Source organism: Bacillus sp. FSL R7-0672 (genome assembly GCF_038601465.1).
GTDB lineage: Bacteria > Bacillota > Bacilli > Bacillales > Bacillaceae > Bacillus > Bacillus pumilus.
Genome location: NZ_CP152010.1, coordinates 1,108,142 through 1,133,204, shown reverse-complemented (window position 1 = coordinate 1,133,204; position 25,063 = coordinate 1,108,142). Strand labels below are relative to the sequence as shown.

The window sequence follows — 25,063 nt, the reverse complement described above, 5'->3', positions numbered from 1 at the left end:
TCATGACTTTTTTCACTGAAAAAACCCATTATTTATAACAAATATAAAAAAAGGGATAAAACCATGATGATTTTATCCCTTTTTTTCATTTCAGTGTGATATGAAAACCCATGAGGTTAGGGTTCTCTTTCACGCTGCTCATTTTTTCTCGTATGTCCAGCCCTCTTTTTGGTAAACTAGGCCGTTTTTCATCAAATGACCTAATGCTCGTTTAAAGGCTGCCTTGCTCATTTGGAATCGTTCGCGGATGTCTTCTGGATCACTTTTGTCTCCATAAGGCATAGCACCATTTCTCGTTCTCATATAGGTTAAGATTTCTTCTGCATCGACAGATAACGCTTCCTGTTTTCTAGGAAGCAGAGAAACGTTCACGGTTCCATCCTCTTTCACTGCAATGACGCGTCCTGTCACGGTCGATCCTAATCTTGGCTCTTCCTTTCGTTCCGTACGGTGGATAAACCCTCGCACGCCTGTATCTGTCAGCATAAAAGAGCCTGTCGCAATTAAGCGATAAATCGTACCAGTGATTTCTTTGTTCATTAAGGTTTCGGGTGCTTCAGTAAACAATTCACTGATCACATCTTCAGTGGCTGGCTTTGCGAACATTCTGCCGTAGCTTGTGACTTTCAGCATACAGTAAAGTTTGTCTCCTTTTTTCGGCCATGCTTCCTCAAAAGGCGGTAGATGTTCTGTTGCAACAAGTGCATCCTTTGACAGCCCAACATCCACAAATGCGCCCATGTCTTCTAGGACGTCTACGACTTCTACCCAGCCATATGTATGCGCATTGATTGTCGGTATTTTCATCGTCGCAGCTAGTCTTTCTTCATGATCTAAGTATAAGTAGACCTCTACTTCATCTTGGTCACCAATATCTTCTGTCATTTCACTGCGGTGCAAGAGGACAGAATCTTCACCATCTGTCAAAAAGTAACCGTATTCCATCTCGTTCTCTATTTGCAAGGTCAGTTGCTCACCTGGTCTCATGTTCTCTTCCTTCCTATCTGCTCATAAAAGAGCGTTCGTTCATCTTTTGATTCACTTTATTCTACTATACTTCTCTTCACATGAACATCTCTAGTTCTGTTAGCTAAAGTGGTCAAACCGAACGCGATTTATACCGCTGCCAGCAGAACTCTTTGACTCGTCTCTTCGATAAAGTTTCTTCTTCTCCACGTTGCATGATAAAATAGACGCAATATCTATCCATGGAGGTCATGTGTTATGGCAAAAGAAAGCTCATTTGACATTGTATCGAAGGTTGAACTGCCAGAGGTGCAAAACGCCGTTCAAGCAGCGCTGAAGGAAATTAAAAACCGTTATGATTTTAAAGGAAGTAAAAGTGATATTTCTCTTGAAAAAGAAGAGCTTGTGCTCATCTCTGATGATGACTTTAAGCTTGAGCAGCTAAAAGATGTACTTGTGTCGAAGCTGATCAAACGAAATGTTCCAACTAAAAACATCGACTACGGAAAAACCGAGCATGCCCTTGGCGGAACCGTACGCCAGCGTGCAAAGCTGATCAGCGGAATTGATCAAGACAACGCCAAAAAGATCAATGCACTCATTAAGCAATCCGGCATCAAAGTGAAGTCACAGTTTCAAGATGACCAAGTGCGTGTAATAGGAAAAAATAAAGATGATTTACAAGAGGTTATTTCTCTTATGCGCAAGGCAGATTTACCGATTGACGTTCAATTTATAAATTTTCGATAAATTTCAAATTTTCCATTGATTATTTCCGATTTTTTCGATACAGTGGATGGAAGTTCAATTTATTGACAAGTTCATATCGCTTTCTTATTAAGAGAGGCAGAGGGACTGGCCCTGTGAAGCCTCAGCAACCGGTGTAGTAGAAATATATTTTCTATGACCAAGGTGCTAAATCCAGCAAGCAACTGCTTGGAAGATAAGAAGAAGAATTACGATACAGCCAAAAAGTCTTCTTCTTATCAGAAGGCTTTTTTTGTTACATAAAAATAAGGAGGAAACCAATGGGCCTATTACAAGACTTACAAAACCGCGTACTGATTGCTGACGGTGCAATGGGAACACTTTTATACTCTTACGGCATTGACCGCTGCTTTGAAGAATTAAATTTATCGAAAGAAGATGAAGTAAGGCGCGTGCACGAAGCATATGTGCAGGCTGGTGCGGACATCATTCAAACAAATACGTATGGCGCAAATTATATTAAACTATCCCGCTACGGCTTAGAGGAAGAAACAAAGCGTATCAATACAAAGGCGGTACAAATCGCAAAAGCAGCCGCAGGCTCTGCTTATGTCCTTGGAACGATCGGCGGCATTCGAACGTTTAACAAAAATGCCTATACGATTGAAGAAATTAAACGAAGCTTTAGGGAACAGCTATACATTCTATTAAATGAGCAGCCCGATGGATTATTGCTAGAAACGTATTATGACATGGAAGAAGCGAAGGCCGTTCTCCAAATTGCACGAAAAGAAACGACTCTCCCGATTGTCATGAACGTCTCCATGCATGAACAAGGTGTGTTGCAGGATGGAACACCGCTCAAGGATGGTTTATCTGAATTGTCCTCTCTTGGCGCAGACGTCGTTGGCATCAACTGCCGGCTGGGCCCTTATCATATGATTCAGGCACTCGAAGGCGTTCCAATTTTAGAAAATTCCCACTTATCAGTCTATCCTAACAGCAGTCTTCCCTCTCTTGAAGAAGGCAGACTCGTCTATGATACAGATAACGATTATTTTCGAAAAAGTGCACTTGAATTTAGAAATCAAGGCGCACGTATTATCGGCGGGTGCTGCGGAACAACGCCTCAGCATATTCACGCAATGGCTGAAGCGGTCAAGGATTTAGCCCCGATCACTGAAAAAGAAGTAAAAGTATTAAAAGAAGAAATCATTTCGATTCAAGATCAGCGGACTGAACCAGGTCTTGATGAGCTCGCTACGAAAAAACGGACGATTATTGTAGAGCTTGATCCGCCGAAGAAGCTGAACTTCGAAAAATTCCTCGTCGCAGCAAATGAATTAAAGAATGCAGGTATTGATGCCTTGACATTGGCTGATAATTCTCTTGCGACTCCGCGCATTAGCAATGTGGCTTGCGGCGCTTTATTGAAACAGCAGCTTGATATGCGTTCACTCGTCCATATCACATGCCGTGATCGTAATTTGATTGGGCTTCAATCCCATTTGATGGGTCTTGACACCCTTGGTTTAACTGATATTTTAGCCATTACAGGCGACCCTTCTAAGATTGGAGATTTCCCAGGGGCAACGTCTGTGTATGATTTAACCTCCTTTGATTTGATTCGGCTGATTAAGCAGTTTAACGAAGGCCTTTCTTTCTCAGGGAAGCCCCTTGGCAAAAAGACCAATTTTTCAGTAGCTGGCGCGTTTAATCCGAATGTTCGTCACATTGATAAAGCGGTCAAACGTCTTGAGAAAAAAATTGAATACGGTGCTGATTATTTTATTTCACAGCCTGTTTATTCTGAGGAACAGCTTGTGAAAATTCATGAGGAGAGCCGTCATTTAGATAAACCGATTTATATTGGCATTATGCCATTAACAAGCAGCCGAAATGCGGAGTTTATTCACCATGAAATTCCAGGCATCAAATTATCTGATTCCATTCGTGACATTATGGCCAAGGCTGGTGAGGATAAAGAGAAGCAGCGAGCAGAAGGCTTAGCGATTGCCCGCTCTTTATTAGATACAGCCTGCGAATTGTTTAACGGCATTTATTTAATTACTCCTTTCCTTCGATCAGACTTAACAGCAGAACTAACCACCTACATTCATCAGAAAGAAAAGGAGTCAAACACCCATGTCAACTATCACTGAACAGCTTAAGAAACGCATCCTCGTCCTTGATGGTGCAATGGGGACCATGATTCAAAATGCCAATCTCACAGCAGAAGACTTTGGCGGAGAAGAGTATGAGGGCTGTAACGAGTATTTGAATGTGACAGCCCCTCACACCATCCGCGCGATTCATAGAGAATACCTTGAGGCAAGCGCTGACCTCATTGAAACAAATACGTTCGGGGCTACAAAGCTCGTCCTTGACGAATACGGGCTTGGCCACCTTGCCTATGAACTCAATATACGGGCTGCCCAGCTGGCAAAGGACGAAGCTGACCGTTTCTCCACGCCGGAGCAGCCCCGATTTGTTGTAGGCGCGATGGGTCCCACTACGAAAACATTATCTGTGACAGGCGGCACAACCTTCGATGAGCTCGTCAGAAACTATGAAGAGCAGGCCCGCGCCTTGATTGATGGCAAATGTGATGCCCTTCTTTTAGAAACAAGTCAAGACATGCTGAATGTAAAAGCTGGTTTCAAAGGCATTCAGGAAGCCTTCCAGCAGACAGGTATTGAGTTGCCTCTTATGGTATCAGGTACGATTGAACCGATGGGCACTACCCTCGCTGGTCAGGATATTGAAGCCTTTTATATCTCTCTTGAGCATATGAAACCAATGAGTGTCGGCCTGAACTGTGCGACGGGTCCTGAATTTATGACAGACCATATCCGCACGCTCTCCTCCATCGCCAAGTCAGCGGTTAGCTGCTATCCAAATGCTGGTCTACCAGATGAAGAAGGTCAATATCATGAATCCCCTGCTTCACTTGCTAAAAAAATTTCCGCCTTTGCCAAGGAAGGCTGGTTAAATATTGTTGGCGGTTGCTGCGGAACAACACCTGCACATATACAGGCATTGTCAGATGAAGTACGAATGATTCAGCCACGTCACATTGTGCATGAATCGTCTCAGCATACCGTATCAGGAATTGAGCCCCTGATATATGAGGAATCAATGCGCCCTCTTTTTGTAGGAGAACGGACCAACGTGATTGGTTCACGCAAATTCAAACGACTCATTGCGGAACAAAAGTTTGAAGAAGCATCAGAAATTGCTCGTGCACAGGTAAAAAACGGCGCTCACGTGATTGATGTGTGTCTCGCTGATCCAGACCGCGAGGAGGCGGCTGACATGGAAGGCTTTTTACAAGAGGCTATGAAAAAAGTCAAAGCCCCTTTTGTCATTGATTCAACGGATAAACTCGTGATCGAAAAGGCGCTCACATATTCCCAAGGGAAAGCCATCATCAATTCCATTAACCTTGAGGATGGCGAAGAACGCTTCGAAGAAATTCTTCCACTTGTGAAGCTGTACGGCGGTGCACTTGTTGTCGGCACGATCGATGAAACAGGGATGGCCGTAACAGCAGAACGAAAGCTGGAGATTGCGGTACGCTCTCATGATCTATTAACGAAGAAATATGGCATTCCCGCAAGTGACATCATTTTTGATCCACTTGTCTTTCCAGTAGGCACTGGAGACGAGCAGTATATTGGCGCTGCCGAAGAAACGATCAAAGGCATCAAGATGATCAAGGAAAACCTGCCTGAGTGCTTGACGATTTTAGGCATCAGCAACGTGTCTTTTGGACTCCCGCCTCTTGGGAGAGAAATCTTGAATGCCGTCTACTTGTATCACTGCGTCCAAGCAGGACTTGACTACGCCATTGTGAATACAGAAAAACTTGAACGCTTCGCTTCTATTCCAAAGGAAGAAATCAAGCTCGCCGAAACGTTGCTCTATGAAACAAATGATCAAACCCTTGCTGAATTCACCCAATTTTACCGCGGCAAAAAGAAAACGGTGAAAAAACCAAAGGTCTCCTTATCACTTGATGAAAGGCTAGCACTCTACGTCGTCGAAGGAACAAAAGAAGGTCTTATCGATGATTTATCCCTTGCTCTAGAGCAATTTGAATCACCACTTCATATCATCAATGGTCCGTTAATGCAGGGAATGGCTGAGGTTGGACGTCTTTTCAATCAAAACGAACTGATTGTGGCGGAAGTACTTCAATCGGCAGAGGTCATGAAGGCATCTGTATCGTATCTCGAGCAATATATGGAAAAGCAGCATGCAAGCGGGAAAGGTAAGATTCTACTTGCCACTGTAAAAGGAGATGTCCATGATATTGGGAAAAACCTTGTCGACATCATTTTGAGCAATAACGGCTTTCACGTGGTCGACCTCGGGATTAAGGTGACACCACAAACATTGATCGAAGCTGTGCAAAAGGAAAAGCCCGATATGATTGGATTATCAGGATTACTTGTGAAGTCAGCCCAGCAAATGGTACTCACCGCTCAGGATTTACAAAAAGCGAATATTTCCGTGCCCATTTTGGTCGGCGGCGCTGCACTTTCTCGTAAATTTACGAAAATGAAGATTTCGCCTCATTATGACGGACCGGTCCTTTACGCAAAAGATGCGATGGACGGCTTATCTTTAGCCAATGAGTTAAAAGCAAATCCTTTTCAGTTTCAAATAAAGCCCGATGAAGAGTCTGTGGCACCTGTCAAAGAGAAAGAAACAAAGCAGCCACAAGCTGTCATTGAATTACTAGAAAAACGTGTGGCACTCCCTGAGGCACCTATTTTCACGCCGGAAAATACGGCACGTCATTATGTAAGGAATATCGACCTGCACCACATTATGCCTTATGTGAATGAACAAATGCTCATCGGCCACCACCTTGGATTAAAAGGAAAGGTCAAAAAGCTGTTGGCCGAACAGCATCCAAAAGCATTGGAATTAAAGCAGCTTGTCACAGATCTTCTAAACGAAGGTAGAGAAAAAAACTGGTTTGCCCCAGCGTTTGTCTATCAATTTTATCCTGCTAGTTCAAACGGAAATGATCTGCATATTTATGATCCCGAAGTGCCTAACCGTATCATTGAAACATTCCAATTTCCAAGACAGGAGAAGCTTCCGTACCGCTCCATTTCTGATTATGTGCGGGGAAGCGGTGAAAAGGAGAAAGATTATATTGCTTTATTTGCCGTTACAGCTGGTGCGCGTATACGTGAAGTCGCGCAGCAATTTAAGCAAGAAGGAGATTATTTAAAAATGCATGCAGTTCAAGCTCTAGCACTTGAGCTTGCAGAAGGATTAGCCGAAAGAACCCACCAAGTGATTCGTGACAAATGGGGCTTCCCTGACCCAGTCGATTTCACAATGGAAAAACGATTCCAAGCGAATTATCAAGGGCAGCGCTATTCCTTTGGTTATCCCGCTTGTCCAAATCTTGAAGACCAAGAAAAGCTGTTCAAGCTGCTTCAGCCTGAAAAAATCGGCATCCATCTAACAGAAGGATTTATGATGGAACCTGAAGCATCTGTTTCAGCGATCGTCGTTTCTCATCCTGAAGCTCGATATTTTAATGTTCATTAATGCAGAACCTCCGAAACTGGAGGTTCTTTTTTGCTGGGAAAATTAGATAAACTTCAATTTTTACACTATATCTTCTTATGGTACGATACACATAGATGAATTCAGCTAAGAAGGAGTTGCGTGTCATGACAAACGTTGTTCAACGAGCATTAACACTCGATGACATACCAGATCTTATCGCATTGTCTCAAGAGGTAGACTGGCCTGATTACAATGCGGAAGAGCTCTCATCTCTTTTAACAAATGGATATTTCACAGGTTTTTCAACAGCGGATGGACAAGTCATCTCATGCGCAGGACTTTTCCAATATGATCGAATGGCGTCAATTGGTGCTGTCATTGTATCTGAGACACATCGCGGCTTAGGTCTTGCAAGGAAAATGATTGACACCCTGCTAGATCAATGTGATCAAAGCGTTCCTGTCGTTTTAACCGCTACTGTCCAAGGGCGGCCAGTTTACGAAAAAATCGGGTTTCACACGGTTGGCTACATTACGACTTACAAAACGCAAAACCCAAACCCAGAAGCGCTTCGTGTGTCAGATGACATCCACCTGTCTCCTGCCGATGAATCGCACCTTCCGTGTATTGAAGCACTAGATGAAAAAGGAGCAGGCACAAATCGATCAAGCTTTTTAAAAAACCGGATGAACCGAGCAGCACGGCGTATCATTGCAAAGAATGAACGTCACGAAACAACTGGCTTTGCGTTTGGTGTTGAAACACCTGCCAATTTAATGATTGGACCGCTTGCTGCAAATGATGAACTTACAGCTCTCTCGCTGATCCGTTCTCTCATTTCGTCTTATTCGGGTCCGATTCGTTTAGATATGCAGGAGGAAACAGCTGAGCGCCTCCATGAATCACTTGTTGAAGCAGGTTTTACGAAAACAAACAAGGCGCATTTTATGATGATTCGTGGAAAAGAAAAGCTGAACGATCCCGCACTTCTTTATTTCCTTGCCTCTCAAGCATTTTCGTAAAATATAAAAAGCTGTAGACACTTAATGTCTACAGCTTTAGATTGTTGACAAAGTGCTAAAATGATGTTTATTTTAGCACTTTGTCTTCTTTTCAGCGTGATAGAAAACCTTTGAAGTCTAGGAAGGGTGAGCACCAGCGCGCAGACCTGACAACGAATGCGAGGGTTTGTCTACAGCTTTTCTATTATTTCTCGCCGACGGACGAAAGAACATGCGCGAGTGCATTTGTGACCTTTCCATGCTCTGATGCATGTGGGCGGTCATCTCCATCTCCATACCCATAATCAATCATTCGATTACGATTTAAGCACAATTTTGTCAGCTTCGGCTGGAATAGATCAAATAGGTCAAAACGGTCCTTCAGCTGTGGGAATTGCTTTTGATACTGCTGAATTTCTTCAGCAAGCAAGCGCCAAAGCGCTGTTTCATCTAACAGTTGATGATTGTCTAACACATTTGATACGTAACGCAGGTTACAAATAAACAATCCTGTAAAGATAAACTGCACTAACCCTTCCGGCGGCTCACTCCGCAGCACTTCTTTCAAATCTTCTCCTAGTGAGGCCAATTCAGGCAGCGGCTGATCACTAATGTTCACATCGTCAACAAAATCTTTGATCGCCAAACGATGAGGCTGATGATCTTTTAACACAAGAATCGTATTTTGTCCGTGCGGTGAAAAGACGGTGCCGTATTGATACATAAAGTGCAATAGCGGCGGCATCACCACATGGAAAAATTTCGCCATCCACTCTTTTGCTGAGAGACCTGATTTTTCAATCAGCTGTTTCACATAGGGCTCACCTTCATGATCCTCATAAGTGAGTGCCGCAAGTGTAACAGGATTCTCTCCTTCATCTAAGTACGAGTAAATGCTTTCTCTAAAAATGACACCGAGCATTTCAAGATATTGATACGGGGCACCAGGCAGTTTGCTATAGTAAGGATGATCGACATTGATACTTGCATTCTCACCAGGTAATATCACGCGGCAGACATCAGATAAAAATGAATCTTGATCCGCGATCCCTTTAATATGCGCTGTAATGCGAGGGGCAATGACTGTCCGTTCTGACGGAAGTCCTCGGTACACAAGTGTATTTAAAATGCTCATTGGCAGTTTAATATGATGCTTGCCTTTATTTGAGATGTTCGTAAAGGTTCTGATCGACTGCTGCGGGATATATTGATCCAGTCCCTCTCCTACATACACAATCCGGCGCAACGCCAAATCTTCTGGGAAATGTTGAATAATCATATGTGTCCACTGCCATTTATGAACAGGCATCAAATAATAATCAGCTGTATTCAATCCTTCATCCTTTAGCACGCGGTGAAATTGACGAATCGTGACTTCATCTAACTCTTTGGCAATTACCTGCTCATAGTTTTCATGATCGACTGCATGGAATGTGGCAAGGTCCCGGTGAACAGCAATCCAAGACAGCTGCACACTTTCTTGCCTTTCAGGTGCATAGGCTAGGTAGTCATCGTAACTGAACCCAATGCGTCCTTTGTTATACACAATCCAAGGATGACCTGTCATTTCTCCTTCAATCCATGCATAATCAGTATCTGTCAGTTCATCCGCACGAAGTGCTTTTTTCGACAGCAAATGTACATCTGCTAACAGGGTGTGATGAAGCTCTTTTATTAGGTGTCCTGTTGTCTCAGAAGACATTGGAATGAGCGGCTGAATGTCTAGTAAAAACACAATTGCACTGACATCCTTTGACCATTTTCCGTCTTGACAGCACTCGATTGATTCAGCGATTGTATCAAAACTATCAAACAAACGAGGTTTTGCAAGATAGCGATATTTCTTATGTTCGTGAATGATTAATTCATACTGAGCAATGCCATCCTTATGATCTAGCTGCACGGGATGAAGCATATCCTCATACATGTATTCAGACAGCATTTTTGCCACCATTCGCTGGTTTGCCTTTTTCCAAGCAGCAGGATTCACCGCTTTTTTCAATTCATCTTGTACACTCATCGCTTCATCCTCCTTAACCTTTGATTTCTTCGAATGTATTGACGTGCTTTTGTGTACCAAATGTCTGGAAGACGTGCTTTTGATAAAGTGGATACACGGTTTGACGAGCAAGTTCATTGATAATCACACTGTTTCGATAAGCGCCAAGACCTAAATCCGGAGCGCCAACGCCATGTGTATGAAGCTCTGCATTTTGGACAAAAATATCATTTTCACCCATTGTATTTGTTTTCAAGCGATATTCACGTTCGACTTGGAACCGTCCTTGATCATCCCATTGAATGTGATGAGAAATTGGGTTGATAAACGGCGGCAGTACGGATTGATAGCCCGTCGCCAGCACGACAATATCTGTCTCGTGGGTAAAGGTATCCTCTTTGACCCATTGCGTGCATGAAAGGGACAAGCCGCAAGCTGTTTCCTCAATCAAGTTGACCTCTGTCATCGCTTGAAGCACTGTGTTCAACTGCTCTCCGCAGGCAGAACGTTCATAAAGCAAATGATAAATATCACGGATCATTGCAGAGCTGATGCCCTTATACAGCAAGTCTTGCTGCTTTAACAACGCATCCTTTTTTGTTTGCGGAAGCTCATAAAAGAAATCAATATAATCTGGAGAGAAATATTCAAGACCAAGGTTTGAATATTCCATTGGGAAAAATCCTTTAGAGCGTGTGAACCAGTGAATATCCTTCGCCTCATCATCTGATAAAATATCATAGAACACTTCTGCCGCACTTTGACCAGAGCCGATCACTGTCACAGATTTCCCTTTGAAACAGCCTTCTTTCTTTCGTTTTAAATAGTCGGCAGAATGAAAAACTTTCTCTCCTAAAGCTGGCTGGAGCGATGCTGGTATCGCCGGCTGTGTACCAATTCCTAAGACGAGATGCTTACTTTCAAACACCTCTACCGTTTGGTCTTTCACATGACGCACATGCACTTCATATCGCTTTTCTCCTGCTTTCTCGATCAATGAGACAGATTCGACGTTCATGCCAAATCGGCAAGAGTCTAACTGGTCTGCGACCCAACGGCAATAATGACTATATTCCTTGCGAGGGATATGAAAATCCTCTAGAAAGTAAAATGAATACAAACGGTTTTGTTCCTGTAAATAGTTGAGAAAGCTATATTTACTTTTCACATCTGCCATACTGACAAGGTCCGCTAAAAAGGGAACCTGCAGTGTCGTCCCCTCAATGAGCATCCCTGGGTGCCAATGAAAGGCTTCACTTCTTTCAAAAAACAAAGCGTCAATTTCATTTACCTCTTCAGATAATGCGGCAAGTCCTAAGTTAAACGGGCCAATGCCAATTCCTATTACATCCACTACATTATTTTGCTTGTTGAACCACGTCATGGTTATACTTCCTTTCGAATCGTTCTCGATCACAAAACATTAAAAGACCTGTTTTATCCGGTAAATTGACTGGTTTTACACGTTCAAAGCCGCATTTTTCAAATACATGAATCATTTTTTCATTGCGAATATCCGGCTCAGCGACGACTTTTTCTGTTCGTTTGTTCTGCTCAAATTGAAATGCTGTCATGGCCAGAAGTAGCGGGGTCGCAAAACCTTTTCCCACATAATCCGGCTCCCCTATTAATAGATGGATTCCTTGATCATGCGAAGAAGGCTGATAGTAAGATTCAATGATGTCACCTTTGACGTTATATGCCTCAAAATAACTCATGGGCGTCCCATCAATTGTGCCTAAATATAGGGTTTGATGCGGATCATGAATCGCCTGATAAAAATGCTTTTCAAAAGCAGGAAACGGAATATTCAAATGCCAAAATGGGTGAACATACTCCTCTTGCATCCACTTGTGGACAAGCCGGACATCTCTTTCATATTCAGCGCGAATAAACTTAATACGATCCCTCATCCAATCAGCGCCTCCTTATGTAAAAAGAGCGGATTCAAGACAGCTGTGTAACGAGACTGTGTTTCCAGAGATCCTGTCAGTTCATCCATATCTTCAAACCGTGTCAGCAAATTCGCTTTTGAAGGCAGTTCTTTTGAGCGCAGAAGGCTGTTTGTCAGCTCAGATGCCCCGTAAGTTTCCTCATGAGCAAGCAATGTGTCTCTCACGAGCGCGAGCAAGTCTTCTTCTTTCGCCAGACCTTCTGTACCAAAACCGTTAATGAGACCAAATAAATGATTAAAGAAGAAATAATAACGCAGTCTCTCAACGGCTACCTCATCTGCACAAATCGTTTCACTTCTCACGCTCAGGTTTTGGACAAGATTTGCGAGTTTATCCTTTTTCGATTCACTATAGTAGTAGCCTTGGTTGTCACGATAATAGAAGGTGTGCGGGTAACCACCCTTCATTTGCACAACAGCGTTTTGCTGATGGGCTTCCAGTGCAAGACCATACGTTTCAAACAGCCAGAGCATCGGTTCTAACGAAATGGTTAAATATTGCTTAAACCAATCTTGGCTTACAGCCTCTGGTGATCGGCCTTCTGCGTCTGCAAGGTCATGGATGATCCCTGCTAATCGCGATTTGCCACCATACGCATGATCCTGACATAATCCAGCAATTAAGCTTGCCCCTTTTTCACGATGTAAAAATGGATTTTGACGAATGACTACTTCAAAGCCAGATTCCGCCTCTTCTCCTTGAATGGATAAATAGGCAGGATCTTCAATGACCCGGAATCCAGAGAATTCGTCGTATAGAGAAACGCCTAATTCTGTTTTTAAAATGCGCGACATCTCTACTCCGCGATCCAGTTCCTTTTGTTTATTGACACGTAAGGAGTTTGTAATTTTCACAGGAACAGAGAATTTGAGCATGTAAGCAGAATCCTTTTGATAGACGGTTCTGAAAGATGAAGTCGCTGTGTATTCAGAACCCATCGGTCCTAAATAAGTGAGTTTCCCTTCCTCTATATAACGGTTCACGAACGCTTTCTCCATGACCACCTTCACTTGAAGCGGGTGAATCGGAATGAGCACATATTCTCCGTTTTCTACTAACGTATTCAGTCTCTCTTTTTCTGCTGGTACCTGGCGCAAGAGCTCCTCTAGCATGAGGCTTGCCGCAGACTGTGTAATTGACGAATCCTGAAGCACAATCGAATGATGCGCTTTAAAGTAATGAAGCTGAAAAGTCCCTTTCAGCTCAGGAGAATAGATCGCTTCCTCCTCCTCTGTCATTCCTTGTCTGCTTTTTGGGGTAGGATGCGTTAAATGACCAAGGAGAAGTGACTGCTCAGCCTCGATATACTCAAAATCGGCTTCAGAAAGAGCGGCTCGATCACTTTCTCGCTCCTTTAAGAACCGTTCAATATTTCGGCAGCTTAAAATGATGCGAAGCATGAATTCATCCTCTGCATCTGTACGGCCATATTCAATGAGAAGCTCCTTTGAACATAAAGCAACAAGTGTCGTGTAATCGACGATTGCGCCCTCTTGTTCACTGCCTTGCGGGCGAAAGCGAATCGGAAAATCAAAGAGATGGCGGCCAACAGATGAAACATATCGGATCGGAATCACAAGCTCTAGGTCTTGCTTTGCTAGTTTTGCGATGAAGACAAGCGAGCCATCTGCTCTCGTCTCTTTTTTTGCAGATCGATCGATTCCTGTTTCGCGTAAAAAACAGTTTAAAAAGCTTTGCATGGTTGCATTTTCAGCCATTTGTTTATATTGACTCAACGTAGTACCCTCCCGGATTGAATATGAGCGATCCCGATATCAACGATGTCAGAAAGGATTTCCTCAATATGTGTGATTGTCGTTCTCGGATTTAACAAAGTGAATTTTAAGCAGGTTTGACCATCCACTACTGTTTTTGCAACGACAGCAGTTCCTGTTTGGAATAATGTGCGATGAATGATTTTATTGACATCATCTGTTTGGTGGTCATCCTTAAATCGGAACACAACTGCATTGATTTCTGGCTCAGGATTGATCATTTCAAGGTCATCATTTTTCTCAATAAGCGCGGCCACATCCTTTGCAAAATGGATCGTATGGTCTATGATATCGCCAAACCCTTCTTCTCCAATAAGACGAAGTGATAGAAGTAATTTCAGCGCGTCAAATCGGCGTGTTGTTTGGACAGATTTATTAACGAGATGTAGAATTCCTTCCAGCTCATCTTCCTTTGGATTGAGATAATCTGCATGATAATCAATCAAACCAAAATGCCTTTTATCCTTTAGCAAAAATGCCCCGCAGGAGATCGGCTGATAAAATTGTTTATGAAAGTCGATCGTGATCGAATCTGCAAGCTCAATACCGTCTAATTTCTTACGATAGGTTTCGCTTAATACAAGTGCTCCGCCGTAGGCAGCATCCGCGTGAATCCACAGACCGTATGGCTTGACGAGGTCATATACCTCTCGAACTGGGTCAATACTGCCAAAATCCGTTGTCCCGCAAGTTGCTACTACCGCAAAAGGCAGCAAGTTCTGCTCCCTCAACTCAGCCAGCTTCTTTTTCAAATCATTGAGGTCCATTCGATGATGCTCATCTGTCTCGACTAGTACGACTGCCTGCTCTCCTAAACCTAACTGGGAGGCAGATTTTTTCACAGTAAAGTGAGCATTCTTCGAGCAAAGGATTCTCATGCGGTGAGATTCACTTGGCAAGCCTTTCTGCTGAACATTCCACTGCCATGTGTTTTCACAAAAGGCATCTCTCGCCAGAAGCAGCCCCATATAGTTAGATTGGGTTCCACCGCTTGTAAAAGTCCCATCTGCTAGGCCGCCATAAGAAAACTTCGCACATAGCCACTTGAGAATTTCTTCCTCAACCAAAGAAGCAATACCGCTTTGATCAAAAGAATCCATTGATTGGTTAAAGGAACTTACCATCACCTCTGCGGCAAGTGCAGGAATGAGCGGTGGACAATGCAGATGTGCCAAGCATTTAGGATGCGATACATCAATCAAATGCGGCAAAAGATGTTCTTTTATATCTTGAAAGACGGATTCAATGCATTCACCAAACGGTTGAAATCGGAATAGTGATTCGACACTAGCCGCTAATTTCCCAGGCAATATTCCACTGTAGGGGCCTGTGTCTTTTTGCCATTGATCCAGTAAGCTGTCGATAGATGTATGAAGAGCCGCTTGGAAGGACTCTCTTCCAAGCTGGCTTTGATTGATAAATAATGAATCCACAGAAGCTTTAGTTGATGGCATCGTACACGGCCTCTTTAAAAATAGCGATGACTTTTTCAAGCTGTTCTTCTGTCATAATGAGTGGTGGCAGAAATCGAATGACACTTCCGAAACGGCCTCCTGTCTCCACAATTAATCCTTTATCAAAGCAATTCTTTTGAATAAGACTGGCCAGCTCTGGATTCGCTGGATAGCTTCCATCCACATCCTGTTTCTCATTTGGATTGACTACTTCAACGCCAATCATTAAACCTCTCCCTCGAACATCACCGAGAGCAGGGACTTGTTTTTGGATGTCTTTTAGATGAGCCTGCATACGATCTCCTAACCGTTCTACATGATCAAGCAGGTTGGTTTCTTTGATAAATTTAAGCGTAGCGGTTCCTGCAGCCATCGCCATTTGATTCCCTCTAAATGTCCCGATGTGTGCACCTGGATTCCATTGATCTAAATCTTGATCATAAATCACAACTGAAAGCGGCAGGCTTCCACCAATGGCTTTTGACAGCACAATAACGTCAGGTACAATTCCTGCATGTTCAAAGGCGAACATCTTACCTGTTCGGCCAATGCCTGATTGAACCTCATCAATAATGAGTGGGATCCCTTTTTCTTTTGTGATTCTTCTCATTTCTTTCATCCATTCAATCGATGCTGGAATGGAGCCTCCCTCGCCCTGCACTGCTTCAAAGATCATACCTGCTGGCGGAAGAATACCACTTTCAGGATCATTTAATACGCGCTCAATATACGAACTTGAGATGCGGTGCGAATCCTTCCCACCAATTCCAAATGGGCAGCGATATTCATATGGGTAAGGCATAAAATGAACATCAGGTATTAACCCTTGCACTCTTTCCTTCGGAGATAAATTCCCGCTTAATGACATCGTGGCATGTGTCGCACCGTGATACGCACCATGGAATGTTAGAATGCTTCGATTCCCTGTCGCTGTTTTGACTAATTTAATTGCTGCTTCTATGGCGTCACCACCAGTTGGCCCACAAAATTGAATTTTGGCTCTTTTTGCAAACTCTTCTGGCAAGTGTGAAAAAATTTCATTCACAAATTCTTCTTTAATTTCTGAGGTTATGTCCAGCGTATGCAACGGTCTTTTTTCATGAAGCATACGTTCAATAGCTTCTATAACAACTGGGTGATTGTGACCAAGTGCAAGTGTTCCTGCGCCTGCCAGGCAGTCATAAAACTCTCTGCCATCCGCATCTGTCACGATCATACCCTCGGCTTTTTGCATGGCTAATGGGAACCGTCTCGGGTAAGACCTTGCATTCGATTCTCTTTGACTTTGCTGCTCTAAAAATTGCTGATTTTTAGAAACGGTTTTGATGGACATAATAAAACACTCCTCCAATTGATAAAGATTATCATTTTCATTTACTAGCCTAGAGGATGTGAGATATGAAAGTCAATTGTATTCAAAAAGATGATTCGAAAAGCATATGAATGCTATATTCTCTTTTTAGCGAGTATTTTCGTGTAATCTTTACAAACCTCTACTGCCATAAAGACATAAAACGGATGAGACGGAATGATGTAGAAAAAAATTACAAATCATTATTCCTAGTTCTTTTGCTCTAATCATGATGAAACTCTCATTTTATATAGGAAACTGGATGAAAATGATGTAGAAAAAGAAAGAAAGAAACGTCATTCTATATTGATATAAATGGTTATAATGGTATAATTTCTCTGAAACAAAAGGGATTGGAGAGGGATCTGATGATTTTAACAAAGCATGATCTTCACCACTACTTAGCTCAGGACAAGAAAGCATTAGCCATTAAGCGCAAACGACCTAAGTGGTTTGGGGATGATATATGGAAATATCAAAGGATTTTACGAAAATATGAATACTATTCTAATAGCGGTGCTGCACTTCGCAAATGGTTTTATCGCTATTTACATAAAAAGAAAGGCATGCAGTTTGGCTTTGATATCCCGATTGGTGTCTTCGGTCCCGGTCTTAGAATCAATCATACGGGGCTCTTAATTGTGAACAAGTATGCAAAAATTGGGGCATTTTGTGATATTCATCAAGGGGTGAATATTGGTCAGAATCATCATAAAAAGGATGTGCCAACCATTGGGAATCATGTATGGATCGGCCCAGGTGCTAAGCTGTTTGGGGATATCCATATTGCAAATCATATTTCCATCGGAGCAAATGCTGTGGTAAACCGTTCTTTTCACGAGGAGAAGATTGTTATTGCAGGTGTGCCTGCGCAAAAGGTAAAAGAAAAAAGCCCTTCTTCATGAAGGACCCACCTGATAAAAAAGAATGATACCGATCAAAACAGAGATGAGCAGCATGAGGTAAAACAAAATCGTTAAAATAAGAATGGTCCAGCCAAGTCCCTTCCTCTCTGTCTTGATCAAATAAATACCGAGAACGATCGTACTAAATAAGACACCTAAAATGGCCCACAGCCATTTGTCTTTATCATGCTTTGGCGCATCAAACCATAAATAAATGGCAACAGCAAGTGAAACGAATAAACCCGTGATTCTCAAGATCAAACTCCCCCTTATGTACACACGTGCTTTCTATTATGCGTTTGAGTATCCGATCATCAGCAATAAGAAGTAAAAGACATAGACTAGAATGAAAATAGAATAGATGATAATGGACACGATCAGAACCGTCCAGCCCAATCCTTTTCTTCCTGTTTTGATCAGGTATATTCCAAATGTAAAGAGCCCGAATAAAAGGCCTAAAATCGCCCACAGCCATTTATTTTTCCCATGTTTAGGCGCATCTACAAATAGGTAAACGGCCACTATAATCGACACAAACCATCCGGTAATCCAGCGCAACTCATTCGCCCCCCTTCTTTTTTAGTTTATTCAATCCCGCTACTTTTTTACTAAAAAGAAAAGGAATTATTCAGTTGAATGTTGCAGAAGGCTTTGCCATTCCTCTCTCAGCATCCCGTAACGCATAGAATCATAATACTCTCCTTGGTAGTAACGGACCTTTCTCAGTCTTCCCTCAAGGGTAAACCCGCATTTCTCTGCGCACCGCATCATTCGTTCATTCCCAGACCAGGTGGTGAGACCGATTCGCGGGATATCAATGTGTGAAAATAACTCATTTATCCATAGATTTAAGGCCTTTGTTCCAACTCCTCCATTCCAAAAACGTGAGTCATAAATAAGAATCCCGCATTCAAGCCAGCGCGTTCGTTCATTCTCCCAATAATAAGAAACGGTGCCTTTCAATTCGCCACCTATGACAATGCCATATAGCTTTGGCGGAATGGCGTCATCCTGTACATATCGTTTCTTAAATGCAGCAAGCGGGATCTCGTGTTCATGAAAATAAGGTGCATTCCACTTTCGATAGGACTGGTCTGATGCTTTAAACTTTAAATGCCACACGACCTCTAGATCAGTTTCGTCTAATGGACGTATGCTCACATGCTCTTTTTTCCCTTTCATCATTTCACGTTCCTTTACTTTGTCGTTCTTTTTGCGAGATGACGGTACTCGATAGGCGTCATGCCTTCGTTTTGCCGAAACAGCTTAGAAAAATAAGTAGGGTCGTCAATGCCTATCTGTTCAGCAATCGCTGCGATTTTATCATTCGTTGAGGCAAGCATGCTTTTGGCTTTTTCGACCTTGAGACGATTGATATATTGGTTTGGCGTCAGTCCATAGACAGTCTGCATACACCTTGTCATGTAATCAGGGTGATAGTGCAGCTTCTCTGCAAGCTCCTCCATTTGCAGTTTCTTCATAAAGTGACGCTCAAGAAAATGAACCACTTCTGAGGCGACATTCTCCTTTGCACTTGGAATGTGAAATGCTTCTTTTTGTAAATGAATGAGCAGTTCTTCAAACTGAAGCTGTTTTTTCATTGGCAGTTCAGATGCATCATCATTTAGTGCCCGCATCTGTGCAAGGTGCTTTTCTAATACATTTCTTCCTTTCACTTTTCCTTTACGGGGCAGGCTAAATTCATATGTTGCCGGTTTTTCAAAGGTGGCTTGATTTTGTTTCATATCAAACCAATGTTCTCTCGGCCGATTCGTGAGCTCATATGGGTCAATTGAGAAATGCAGCCACTCATAGTGCGTTTCTTCTTCGCATGGCAGGTGTCCGCCATGCGACAAGCCAGGTGAGAGAATGATATATTCTCCTTCTTTTACGTGATGAGCCTCTCTGTCTTCTATGATCCATAGCTGCCCTCTTGTGACATAAAGAAGATCAAACACGGTGAAGGTTCTAGAGATATGTCTTTCTCCTTGATAAAATACGCCTTTGCCTGAAACGATATAAACCGGGAACGGCGGTACAGTAAATGTAATAAATCGATTCATATTCATCCCCTTATGAAGTCGGATTTCTCCAATAAGTTTCGGTTTCATCTCTTCTTATTATAGTCGATGCAAGGTACACTATAAATCGGATTTATACGAAAGGAGGCTTATGATGAAACCTCAAGCACTGCCAATTCAAAAGATTCAAGCCAAGGATAAGAAAACCCATCCTTCATTATTTGCATTAACTTGGCCTATTTTTATTGAAATCTCTTTATATATGCTGATGGGAAGCGCGGATACCCTCATGCTCAGCCAATATTCCGATAATAGTGTTGCCGCAGTTGGTGTAAGCAATCAGCTCCTGAATTTATTGATTGTCATGTTCAGCTTCATTACAACTGGAACGACGATTGTGATTGCACAGCTTTTAGGAGCGAGCCGCAGGCAGGAAGCGACTCAAGTCGCCTATGTCTCACTAGGAACCAATTTTTTGATTAGCTTTGTCATTAGTCTTCTCATGTTTGTATTAGCTGTTCCCATTTTACACCTGATGGGCCTATCAAGTGAGCTCATGCCGGATGCGACTGTATTTTTACAAATTGTCGGGCTGCTGTCTTTTATTCAAGCGCTCATTATGACGTATAGTGCTATTTTAAAAAGCTACGGATATACAAGAGATACGATGTATGTCACCATCGGAATGAACTTGTTAAACGTTGCCGGTAACTATTTGGTGATTTTTGGTCCGTTTGGCTTCCCTGTATTAGGTGTCATGGGGGTCGCTTTTTCAACCTCACTCGCTCGATTGATCGGTTTAATGGCCATGATCCTCATTGTACGCCGCCGAATTGGATTACGCTTTTCACTAAAGAAGATGTTTCACATCCAGCGGACATATTTAAAAAAGTTGCTGAAAATCGGCATTCCTTCTGCTGGAGAGCAGCTTTCTTATAACGGCTCTCAAATGATCATTACACTGTTTATTACATTTATGGGGACGCAGGCATTAGCTGCAAAGGTTTATACTCAAAATGTCATGATGTTCATTATGCTATTTGGTGCAGCCATTAGCCAAGGGACACAAATTTTAATCGGGCGCCATATTGGGGCGAAGGAATTCGATGCTGCCTATCACAGATGCATGAAAAGCTTATACTGGGCCATTGGCATCTCCCTTCTTTCTTCTATTGCTTTATCTTTATCATCGACGCATTTGCTTGCTTTCTTTACTAGCAACAGCGAGATCATTCAAACCGCCGCCACCCTCCTCCTTTTGACCATTATTTTGGAACCGGGCCGTTCTTTTAATATGGTCATTATTAATTCCTTGCGGGCTGCTGGCGACGCGAAGTTTCCAGTGTATATGGCGATGATTTCAATGTGGGGTATTGGGCTTCCAATCGCTTACTTGTTAGGCATCCAGCTTGAGATGGGCCTCATTGGGATTTGGATTTCTTTTATCGTGGATGAATGGGTAAGAGGCATCTTTATGTATAGGCGGTGGCGTTCAAGGGTTTGGACGGAATATCGCTTTTCTTCCACATAAAAAGGACTGCGGGTGCAGTCCTTTTTTACGTAATATTTTCTAAAATAAGTGCTTTTTCTTGGTTCGAAATAAATGATCGCTGTGTAAATACGCGGTATTCATTTTCTCTTGTCTTATCTAAAATGGCTTTATAAAAGTGAGCAGCTGCTTTCACTGGTATACGTGAATAAAGCGGGAATTCATGAAGATGGTCAAAAAACTCCTCGTAGTATGCCTCTGCCTCAAAGGCAATGTACTCCCATACGTGCTGAAATGCTTGATTGACAATGCCTTCTTGCAATTCTTGCTCTGTATATCCGAATTGATCCATGACTTGCTTTGGCAAATAAATGCGGTCTCTTTCAGCCTTATCTTCGCCGATGTCACGAAGAATATTGGTCAGCTGCATGGCAATCCCTAATGAAATCGCTGCTTCTTTTAGCTGTTCTTTTTTACGCGGTGCAATAATAGGAAGCAGCATAAGTCCAACGGTACTAGCAACATGGTAGGAATAAATGAGCAGTTCATCTAACGTTTCATAGCGGTGCTGCTCTAAATCCATCTCCTGACCTTGGAGCAAGTCACGGAACGGAGCTTCATCCATACGGAACTCTTGAAATGTATGTTCTAGCGCCACCCACATCGGATCATTCCGATCTACCTCACCTTGTAAAAATCGATCAAACGTCTCTCGAAAGGAGGCAAGCTCCTCTTTTGGCGAGGGGGACTCATCTACAATATCATCTGCTTTCCGGCAAAAGGAATACACAGCCCAGACGGCCTGTCGTTTCTTTTTAGGCAGCATGGAAAAGGCACGGTAAAACGTTTTAGAATGGGTTTGAATCGTCTCCTCACATAATTTCAATGCTGTTTGTACATCAACCACTTAGCTTCACTTCCTTTCTGTCATTCAAATCTTTTAACAGCACAGAGGCCATCAGCTTCGCACTTTGCATCACGATCGGCACTCCGCCACCAGGATGGATGGAAGCACCTACTGCATAAAGATTATCAGTCTCAGCTGCCTTCACTTGCGGGCGGAACACACCTGATTGAAATAAGTTAGGCGCAAGTCCAAAGCTGCCACCTTCAAACAATCCTTCTCGCAAGGAATCATTTGGTGTTCTGATTTTTTTCCAGACAATCGACTCTCGCAAGCTTGGAAAGCCTCTTTTCTCAAGACGATCGACCATTTTCTCTACAAAATCTGTCTCCTCTTCCCAGTTGATATGATCTCCTGAGGGAACGGGAATCAGCATATATAAAACACTACAGCCTTCCGGGGCAAGAGATGGATCAATAATCGATGGATTAAATGTATAAAACGACGGGTCTTGAGGGATCGTCTTCGTTTGAAAAACCTCTTTCATATGCTGATCAAAGTGTTCGCCCATAAAGAATTGGTGCACAGGCGCATCATGGTACATTTTGTTTAACCCGAGATACACCATTACACAGCCAGAAGACGGCACGTATTTACGCCGATCTTGTTCGTCTAAACCAAGCTGTTTTAACGCAGCTGGATAATCTCCGTTGATGACAAAAGCATCAGCTGCTATATGGGCTTCACTGACTTTTGCTTTAACCACGCGCTTCCCATCAAACTCTAGCTCCGTGACTTCTGCATTTTTTCTCACATGCACACCCTTTTTCATGAGCTCCCTCTCCAATATATCTACTAAACTCGCATAGCCGCCTTTTAAATAGTAGATTCCATGTGCGTGCTCACTATATGAAACAAGCGAATATATAGCAGATGATTCATATGGATTTCCTCCGACATAGAGGGTTTGAAGTGCATATGCATCTCGCAGGCGTTCGTCTGAGAAATACTTTTTCAGGGCACTTTGAACCGTGCGATACGCCTTTAATTTCATTAAAATTTTCATGTTTGCTTTTGTAAAAAATGTACGTTTTTCATGAAATGATTTCTCTAGAAAGGCTTGTTGTCCTTCTTGAAACCGGTCTGTCATTTCTTCCATAAACCTTAGGAATCCTTGATCTTCCTTTGGAAATACACGTCTGATTTCCTCTAGCTGACGAAGTGCATCGGAGTACTTCGTGTAGGAGGTACCATCTTGAAATTGAATCGTATACAGCGGATCAAGCTGCAAAAGATCAAGAGATGCTTCGTCAATTCCAACCTCATGTAAAATACCTTTTAACATATCTGGAAGTAGGACAATGGTCGGACCTTCATCTACTTTATATCCTTTCTCACGTACAAAAGCAAGTCTTCCGCCAAGTCGCTCATTTTTTTCGACAAGCGTGACATCATGTCCCGCTTTTTTTAAATAAAGTGCTGAGATCATCCCGCCAATACCGCCACCTGCAATCAATATATGTTTTTTCATGAGGCGCTCCCCTTTTCTTGTTGCGGCAATGTTTTGTGCGTATGTTTCTCTTTTGAAAGAATCGCATTTGTCGTGATACGTGCTGATTCTAAAATGGTCGGCAGTCCGCTTCCTGGATGCGTTCCACCTCCTACGAGCCAGCAATGATCCAATTCATCAAATTCATTGTGCGGCCTTAGAACCATCATCTGCGTCAGCTGGTGACCAAGGTTAAATGTGGCTCCTTCGTATACGTAAAGGTCTTCCTCCCATTGCTTCGGTGTGATCATCCGCTCGACTTCTATATGCTGCCTTACATTCTTAAAACCGGTTTTTCGCTCCAGTGTATTCAGTACAAGTTCTCTGAATTCATCTTGATGCGCTTCCCAGTCAATGCCGCTTTGATTGTTAGCAACGGGTGCCAATACATAAAGAGCTGACTTTCCTTTTGGCGCAAGTGAGTCATCTGTGACACTAGCATTTTGAATATAAATAGATGGATCATCTGGCAGCTCATATGTTTTCGTAATGCCTTTGACAAATTGCGCATAATCATCAGAAAAAACGATGGTATGATGCGGCTCCTTATATATGGTATCTAATCCTAAATAAAGCATAAAGGTGGAGCATGAGAATTTTTTCTTTTTTAATTTTTTCTCGCTATATTTCTTTAAAAGTCCTGGCTCTACAAGCTTTGTCATCACATGTGCAAAATCTCCATTTACGACAACCTCATCTGCCTGTATTTCTTCCCCAGATTCTAAGCGAATGCCCTTTACTTTCCTGCCTTCTGTCAGCAGTTTTTCGACGCCGGCTGACAAATGAATCGTTGCTCCAGCTTCAATTGCCACTTTTGCCATCGCTTCTGACAGCTGATTGACCCCGCCCTTCGGATGGAACACACCTGTGTCATGCTCCATAAATGATAGAATGGAGAAAGCACCAGGGCACTCCCACGGTGACATGCCTAAATACTTTGATTGAAATGTAAACGCATATTTCACTGATTCATTTGAGAAATAATCTGACAGCACATCATATAAACTCTTATTCAATGAAAGCTGCGGAAGTGCTTTGAGCACCTTTGGACGCAGATAATGATGAAAACGATCCATTTTACTTTGTAAAATAGGTGTCAGCCGATCCATTTTGCGCTTCGTATCGTTCATAAATCGTATATACCCTTCGCCCTCTCCAGGTGCAAAGGCTTCTAACCGTCTATACATTTCATCACGATCTCGTATCATATCTAGCTGATCGTCTTGGAAAATCAATCTATACATTTCTTTTAATTCAATCACATCAATATAGTCATAAAGATTTTTACCAGCAAAGGTGAACAGCTCCTCTGCAATATGAATCATGCTGAGAAAGGTAGGACCCGTATCAAACGTGAAATCACCAAGTTGAAACTTAGAGTTACGTCCGCCAACAAAGGGCTGTTTTTCGTAAACATGAACATCATGTCCTTTGCTTTGAAGCATCATAGCTGCCGCAAGTCCCCCTGGTCCTGCTCCGATCACAATGATTTTCATTATCCTTTTTCCTCC

The 25,063-nt window shown here is 42.6% G+C and carries 20 protein-coding genes and 1 riboswitch; of the genes, 6 read left to right on the top strand and 14 right to left on the bottom strand.

Annotation, left to right across the window (positions count from 1 at the left end; all coding sequences use genetic code 11):
* Positions 1-138: 138 nt before the first annotated feature.
* Positions 139-987 carry a S1 RNA-binding domain-containing protein gene (locus MKY18_RS05450; RefSeq protein WP_342497770.1) on the bottom strand — a complete coding sequence of 283 codons (849 nt, stop codon included), beginning with the start codon at positions 985-987 and terminating at the stop codon, positions 139-141.
* A 237-nt stretch (positions 988-1,224) separates the two neighbouring features.
* Here MKY18_RS05450 and MKY18_RS05445 point away from each other — a divergent pair, with 237 nt between their 5' ends.
* The 4 genes from MKY18_RS05445 to MKY18_RS05430 all read left to right on the top strand — a co-directional run bounded on the left by MKY18_RS05445 (position 1,225) and on the right by MKY18_RS05430 (position 8,231).
* A complete protein-coding gene (locus MKY18_RS05445) occupies positions 1,225-1,716 on the top strand; it encodes a YajQ family cyclic di-GMP-binding protein (protein WP_044139900.1) in 492 nt (163 codons plus the stop codon).
* Positions 1,717-1,797: 81 nt separating this feature from the next.
* A riboswitch (SAM riboswitch) is annotated at positions 1,798-1,916 on the top strand.
* A gap of 78 nt (positions 1,917-1,994) precedes the next feature.
* Positions 1,995-3,836, top strand: a complete 1,842-nt coding sequence (locus tag MKY18_RS05440) for a bifunctional homocysteine S-methyltransferase/methylenetetrahydrofolate reductase (RefSeq protein WP_044139898.1) — start codon at positions 1,995-1,997, stop codon at positions 3,834-3,836.
* A complete protein-coding gene (gene metH / locus MKY18_RS05435) occupies positions 3,820-7,248 on the top strand; it encodes a methionine synthase (protein ID WP_342497769.1) in 3,429 nt (1,142 codons plus the stop codon). The genes MKY18_RS05440 and metH overlap by 17 nt, the downstream gene beginning before the upstream one ends.
* Positions 7,249-7,373: 125 nt before the next feature.
* Positions 7,374-8,231 carry a GNAT family N-acetyltransferase gene (locus tag MKY18_RS05430; RefSeq protein ID WP_342497768.1) on the top strand — a complete coding sequence of 286 codons (858 nt, stop codon included), beginning with the start codon at positions 7,374-7,376 and terminating at the stop codon, positions 8,229-8,231.
* A gap of 184 nt (positions 8,232-8,415) precedes the next feature.
* Here MKY18_RS05430 and MKY18_RS05425 read toward each other — a convergent pair whose 3' ends face one another.
* The 6 genes from MKY18_RS05425 to MKY18_RS05400 are packed head-to-tail and all read right to left on the bottom strand — an operon-like array spanning position 8,416 to position 16,726.
* Complete coding sequence (locus tag MKY18_RS05425) at positions 8,416-10,230, bottom strand: IucA/IucC family siderophore biosynthesis protein (protein ID WP_065098878.1); 1,815 nt, start codon at positions 10,228-10,230, stop codon at positions 8,416-8,418.
* A 13-nt stretch (positions 10,231-10,243) separates the two neighbouring features.
* Entirely contained in the window at positions 10,244-11,593 is a 1,350-nt protein-coding gene (locus MKY18_RS05420; protein ID WP_111912262.1) for a lysine N(6)-hydroxylase/L-ornithine N(5)-oxygenase family protein, read from the bottom strand.
* Complete coding sequence (locus MKY18_RS05415) at positions 11,568-12,122, bottom strand: GNAT family N-acetyltransferase (RefSeq protein ID WP_265208991.1); 555 nt, start codon at positions 12,120-12,122, stop codon at positions 11,568-11,570. The genes MKY18_RS05420 and MKY18_RS05415 overlap by 26 nt, the downstream gene beginning before the upstream one ends.
* The gene (locus MKY18_RS05410; protein ID WP_065098881.1) at positions 12,119-13,900 is read right to left on the bottom strand and encodes an IucA/IucC family protein; all 1,782 of its coding nucleotides are present in this window, start codon (positions 13,898-13,900) and stop codon (positions 12,119-12,121) included. The genes MKY18_RS05415 and MKY18_RS05410 overlap by 4 nt, the downstream gene beginning before the upstream one ends.
* Positions 13,897-15,393 carry an aspartate aminotransferase family protein gene (locus MKY18_RS05405; protein WP_065098882.1) on the bottom strand — a complete coding sequence of 499 codons (1,497 nt, stop codon included), beginning with the start codon at positions 15,391-15,393 and terminating at the stop codon, positions 13,897-13,899. Before MKY18_RS05405 ends, MKY18_RS05410 begins: the two co-directional genes overlap by 4 nt.
* Positions 15,380-16,726 (bottom strand): aspartate aminotransferase family protein, encoded by a 1,347-nt coding sequence (locus MKY18_RS05400; RefSeq protein WP_065098883.1) that lies wholly within the window; start codon positions 16,724-16,726, stop codon positions 15,380-15,382. Before MKY18_RS05400 ends, MKY18_RS05405 begins: the two co-directional genes overlap by 14 nt.
* Positions 16,727-17,112: 386 nt before the next feature.
* Between MKY18_RS05400 and MKY18_RS05395 the strand changes: the two genes are divergently transcribed.
* Positions 17,113-17,649, top strand: a complete 537-nt coding sequence (locus MKY18_RS05395; protein ID WP_065098884.1) for a serine acetyltransferase — start codon at positions 17,113-17,115, stop codon at positions 17,647-17,649.
* Here the strand turns inward: MKY18_RS05395 and MKY18_RS05390 are convergent.
* The 4 genes from MKY18_RS05390 to MKY18_RS05375 all read right to left on the bottom strand — a co-directional run bounded on the left by MKY18_RS05390 (position 17,644) and on the right by MKY18_RS05375 (position 19,712).
* On the bottom strand, positions 17,644-17,904 hold the full coding sequence (locus tag MKY18_RS05390) for a hypothetical protein (protein WP_044139886.1): 261 nt from the start codon (positions 17,902-17,904) through the stop codon (positions 17,644-17,646). The genes MKY18_RS05395 and MKY18_RS05390 overlap by 6 nt on opposite strands.
* Positions 17,905-17,940: 36 nt before the next feature.
* Complete coding sequence (locus tag MKY18_RS05385) at positions 17,941-18,207, bottom strand: hypothetical protein (RefSeq protein ID WP_003212235.1); 267 nt, start codon at positions 18,205-18,207, stop codon at positions 17,941-17,943.
* Positions 18,208-18,273: 66 nt separating this feature from the next.
* Positions 18,274-18,831: a GNAT family protein gene (locus MKY18_RS05380; protein WP_106067187.1), complete on the bottom strand. Its 558-nt coding sequence runs from the start codon at positions 18,829-18,831 to the stop codon at positions 18,274-18,276.
* A gap of 14 nt (positions 18,832-18,845) precedes the next feature.
* Complete coding sequence (locus tag MKY18_RS05375; RefSeq protein WP_342497767.1) at positions 18,846-19,712, bottom strand: AraC family transcriptional regulator; 867 nt, start codon at positions 19,710-19,712, stop codon at positions 18,846-18,848.
* Between the two features lie 112 nt (positions 19,713-19,824).
* On the opposite strand from MKY18_RS05375, the gene MKY18_RS05370 reads away from it, so the two are divergent.
* Positions 19,825-21,201 carry an MATE family efflux transporter gene (locus MKY18_RS05370; protein ID WP_044139882.1) on the top strand — a complete coding sequence of 459 codons (1,377 nt, stop codon included), beginning with the start codon at positions 19,825-19,827 and terminating at the stop codon, positions 21,199-21,201.
* 25 nt (positions 21,202-21,226) lie between these two features.
* On the opposite strand, the gene MKY18_RS05365 is transcribed toward MKY18_RS05370, so the two are convergent.
* From MKY18_RS05365 to crtI (MKY18_RS05355), 3 genes are read right to left on the bottom strand one after another with little or no spacing between them, the layout of a single operon-like run.
* The gene (locus tag MKY18_RS05365) at positions 21,227-22,066 is read right to left on the bottom strand and encodes a phytoene/squalene synthase family protein (protein ID WP_065098887.1); all 840 of its coding nucleotides are present in this window, start codon (positions 22,064-22,066) and stop codon (positions 21,227-21,229) included.
* Positions 22,059-23,534 carry a phytoene desaturase family protein gene (crtI, locus tag MKY18_RS05360; RefSeq protein ID WP_065098888.1) on the bottom strand — a complete coding sequence of 492 codons (1,476 nt, stop codon included), beginning with the start codon at positions 23,532-23,534 and terminating at the stop codon, positions 22,059-22,061. Before crtI (MKY18_RS05360) ends, MKY18_RS05365 begins: the two co-directional genes overlap by 8 nt.
* On the bottom strand, positions 23,531-25,048 hold the full coding sequence (gene crtI / locus MKY18_RS05355; protein WP_126741313.1) for a phytoene desaturase family protein: 1,518 nt from the start codon (positions 25,046-25,048) through the stop codon (positions 23,531-23,533). Before crtI (MKY18_RS05355) ends, crtI (MKY18_RS05360) begins: the two co-directional genes overlap by 4 nt.
* Positions 25,049-25,063: the final 15 nt, after the last annotated feature.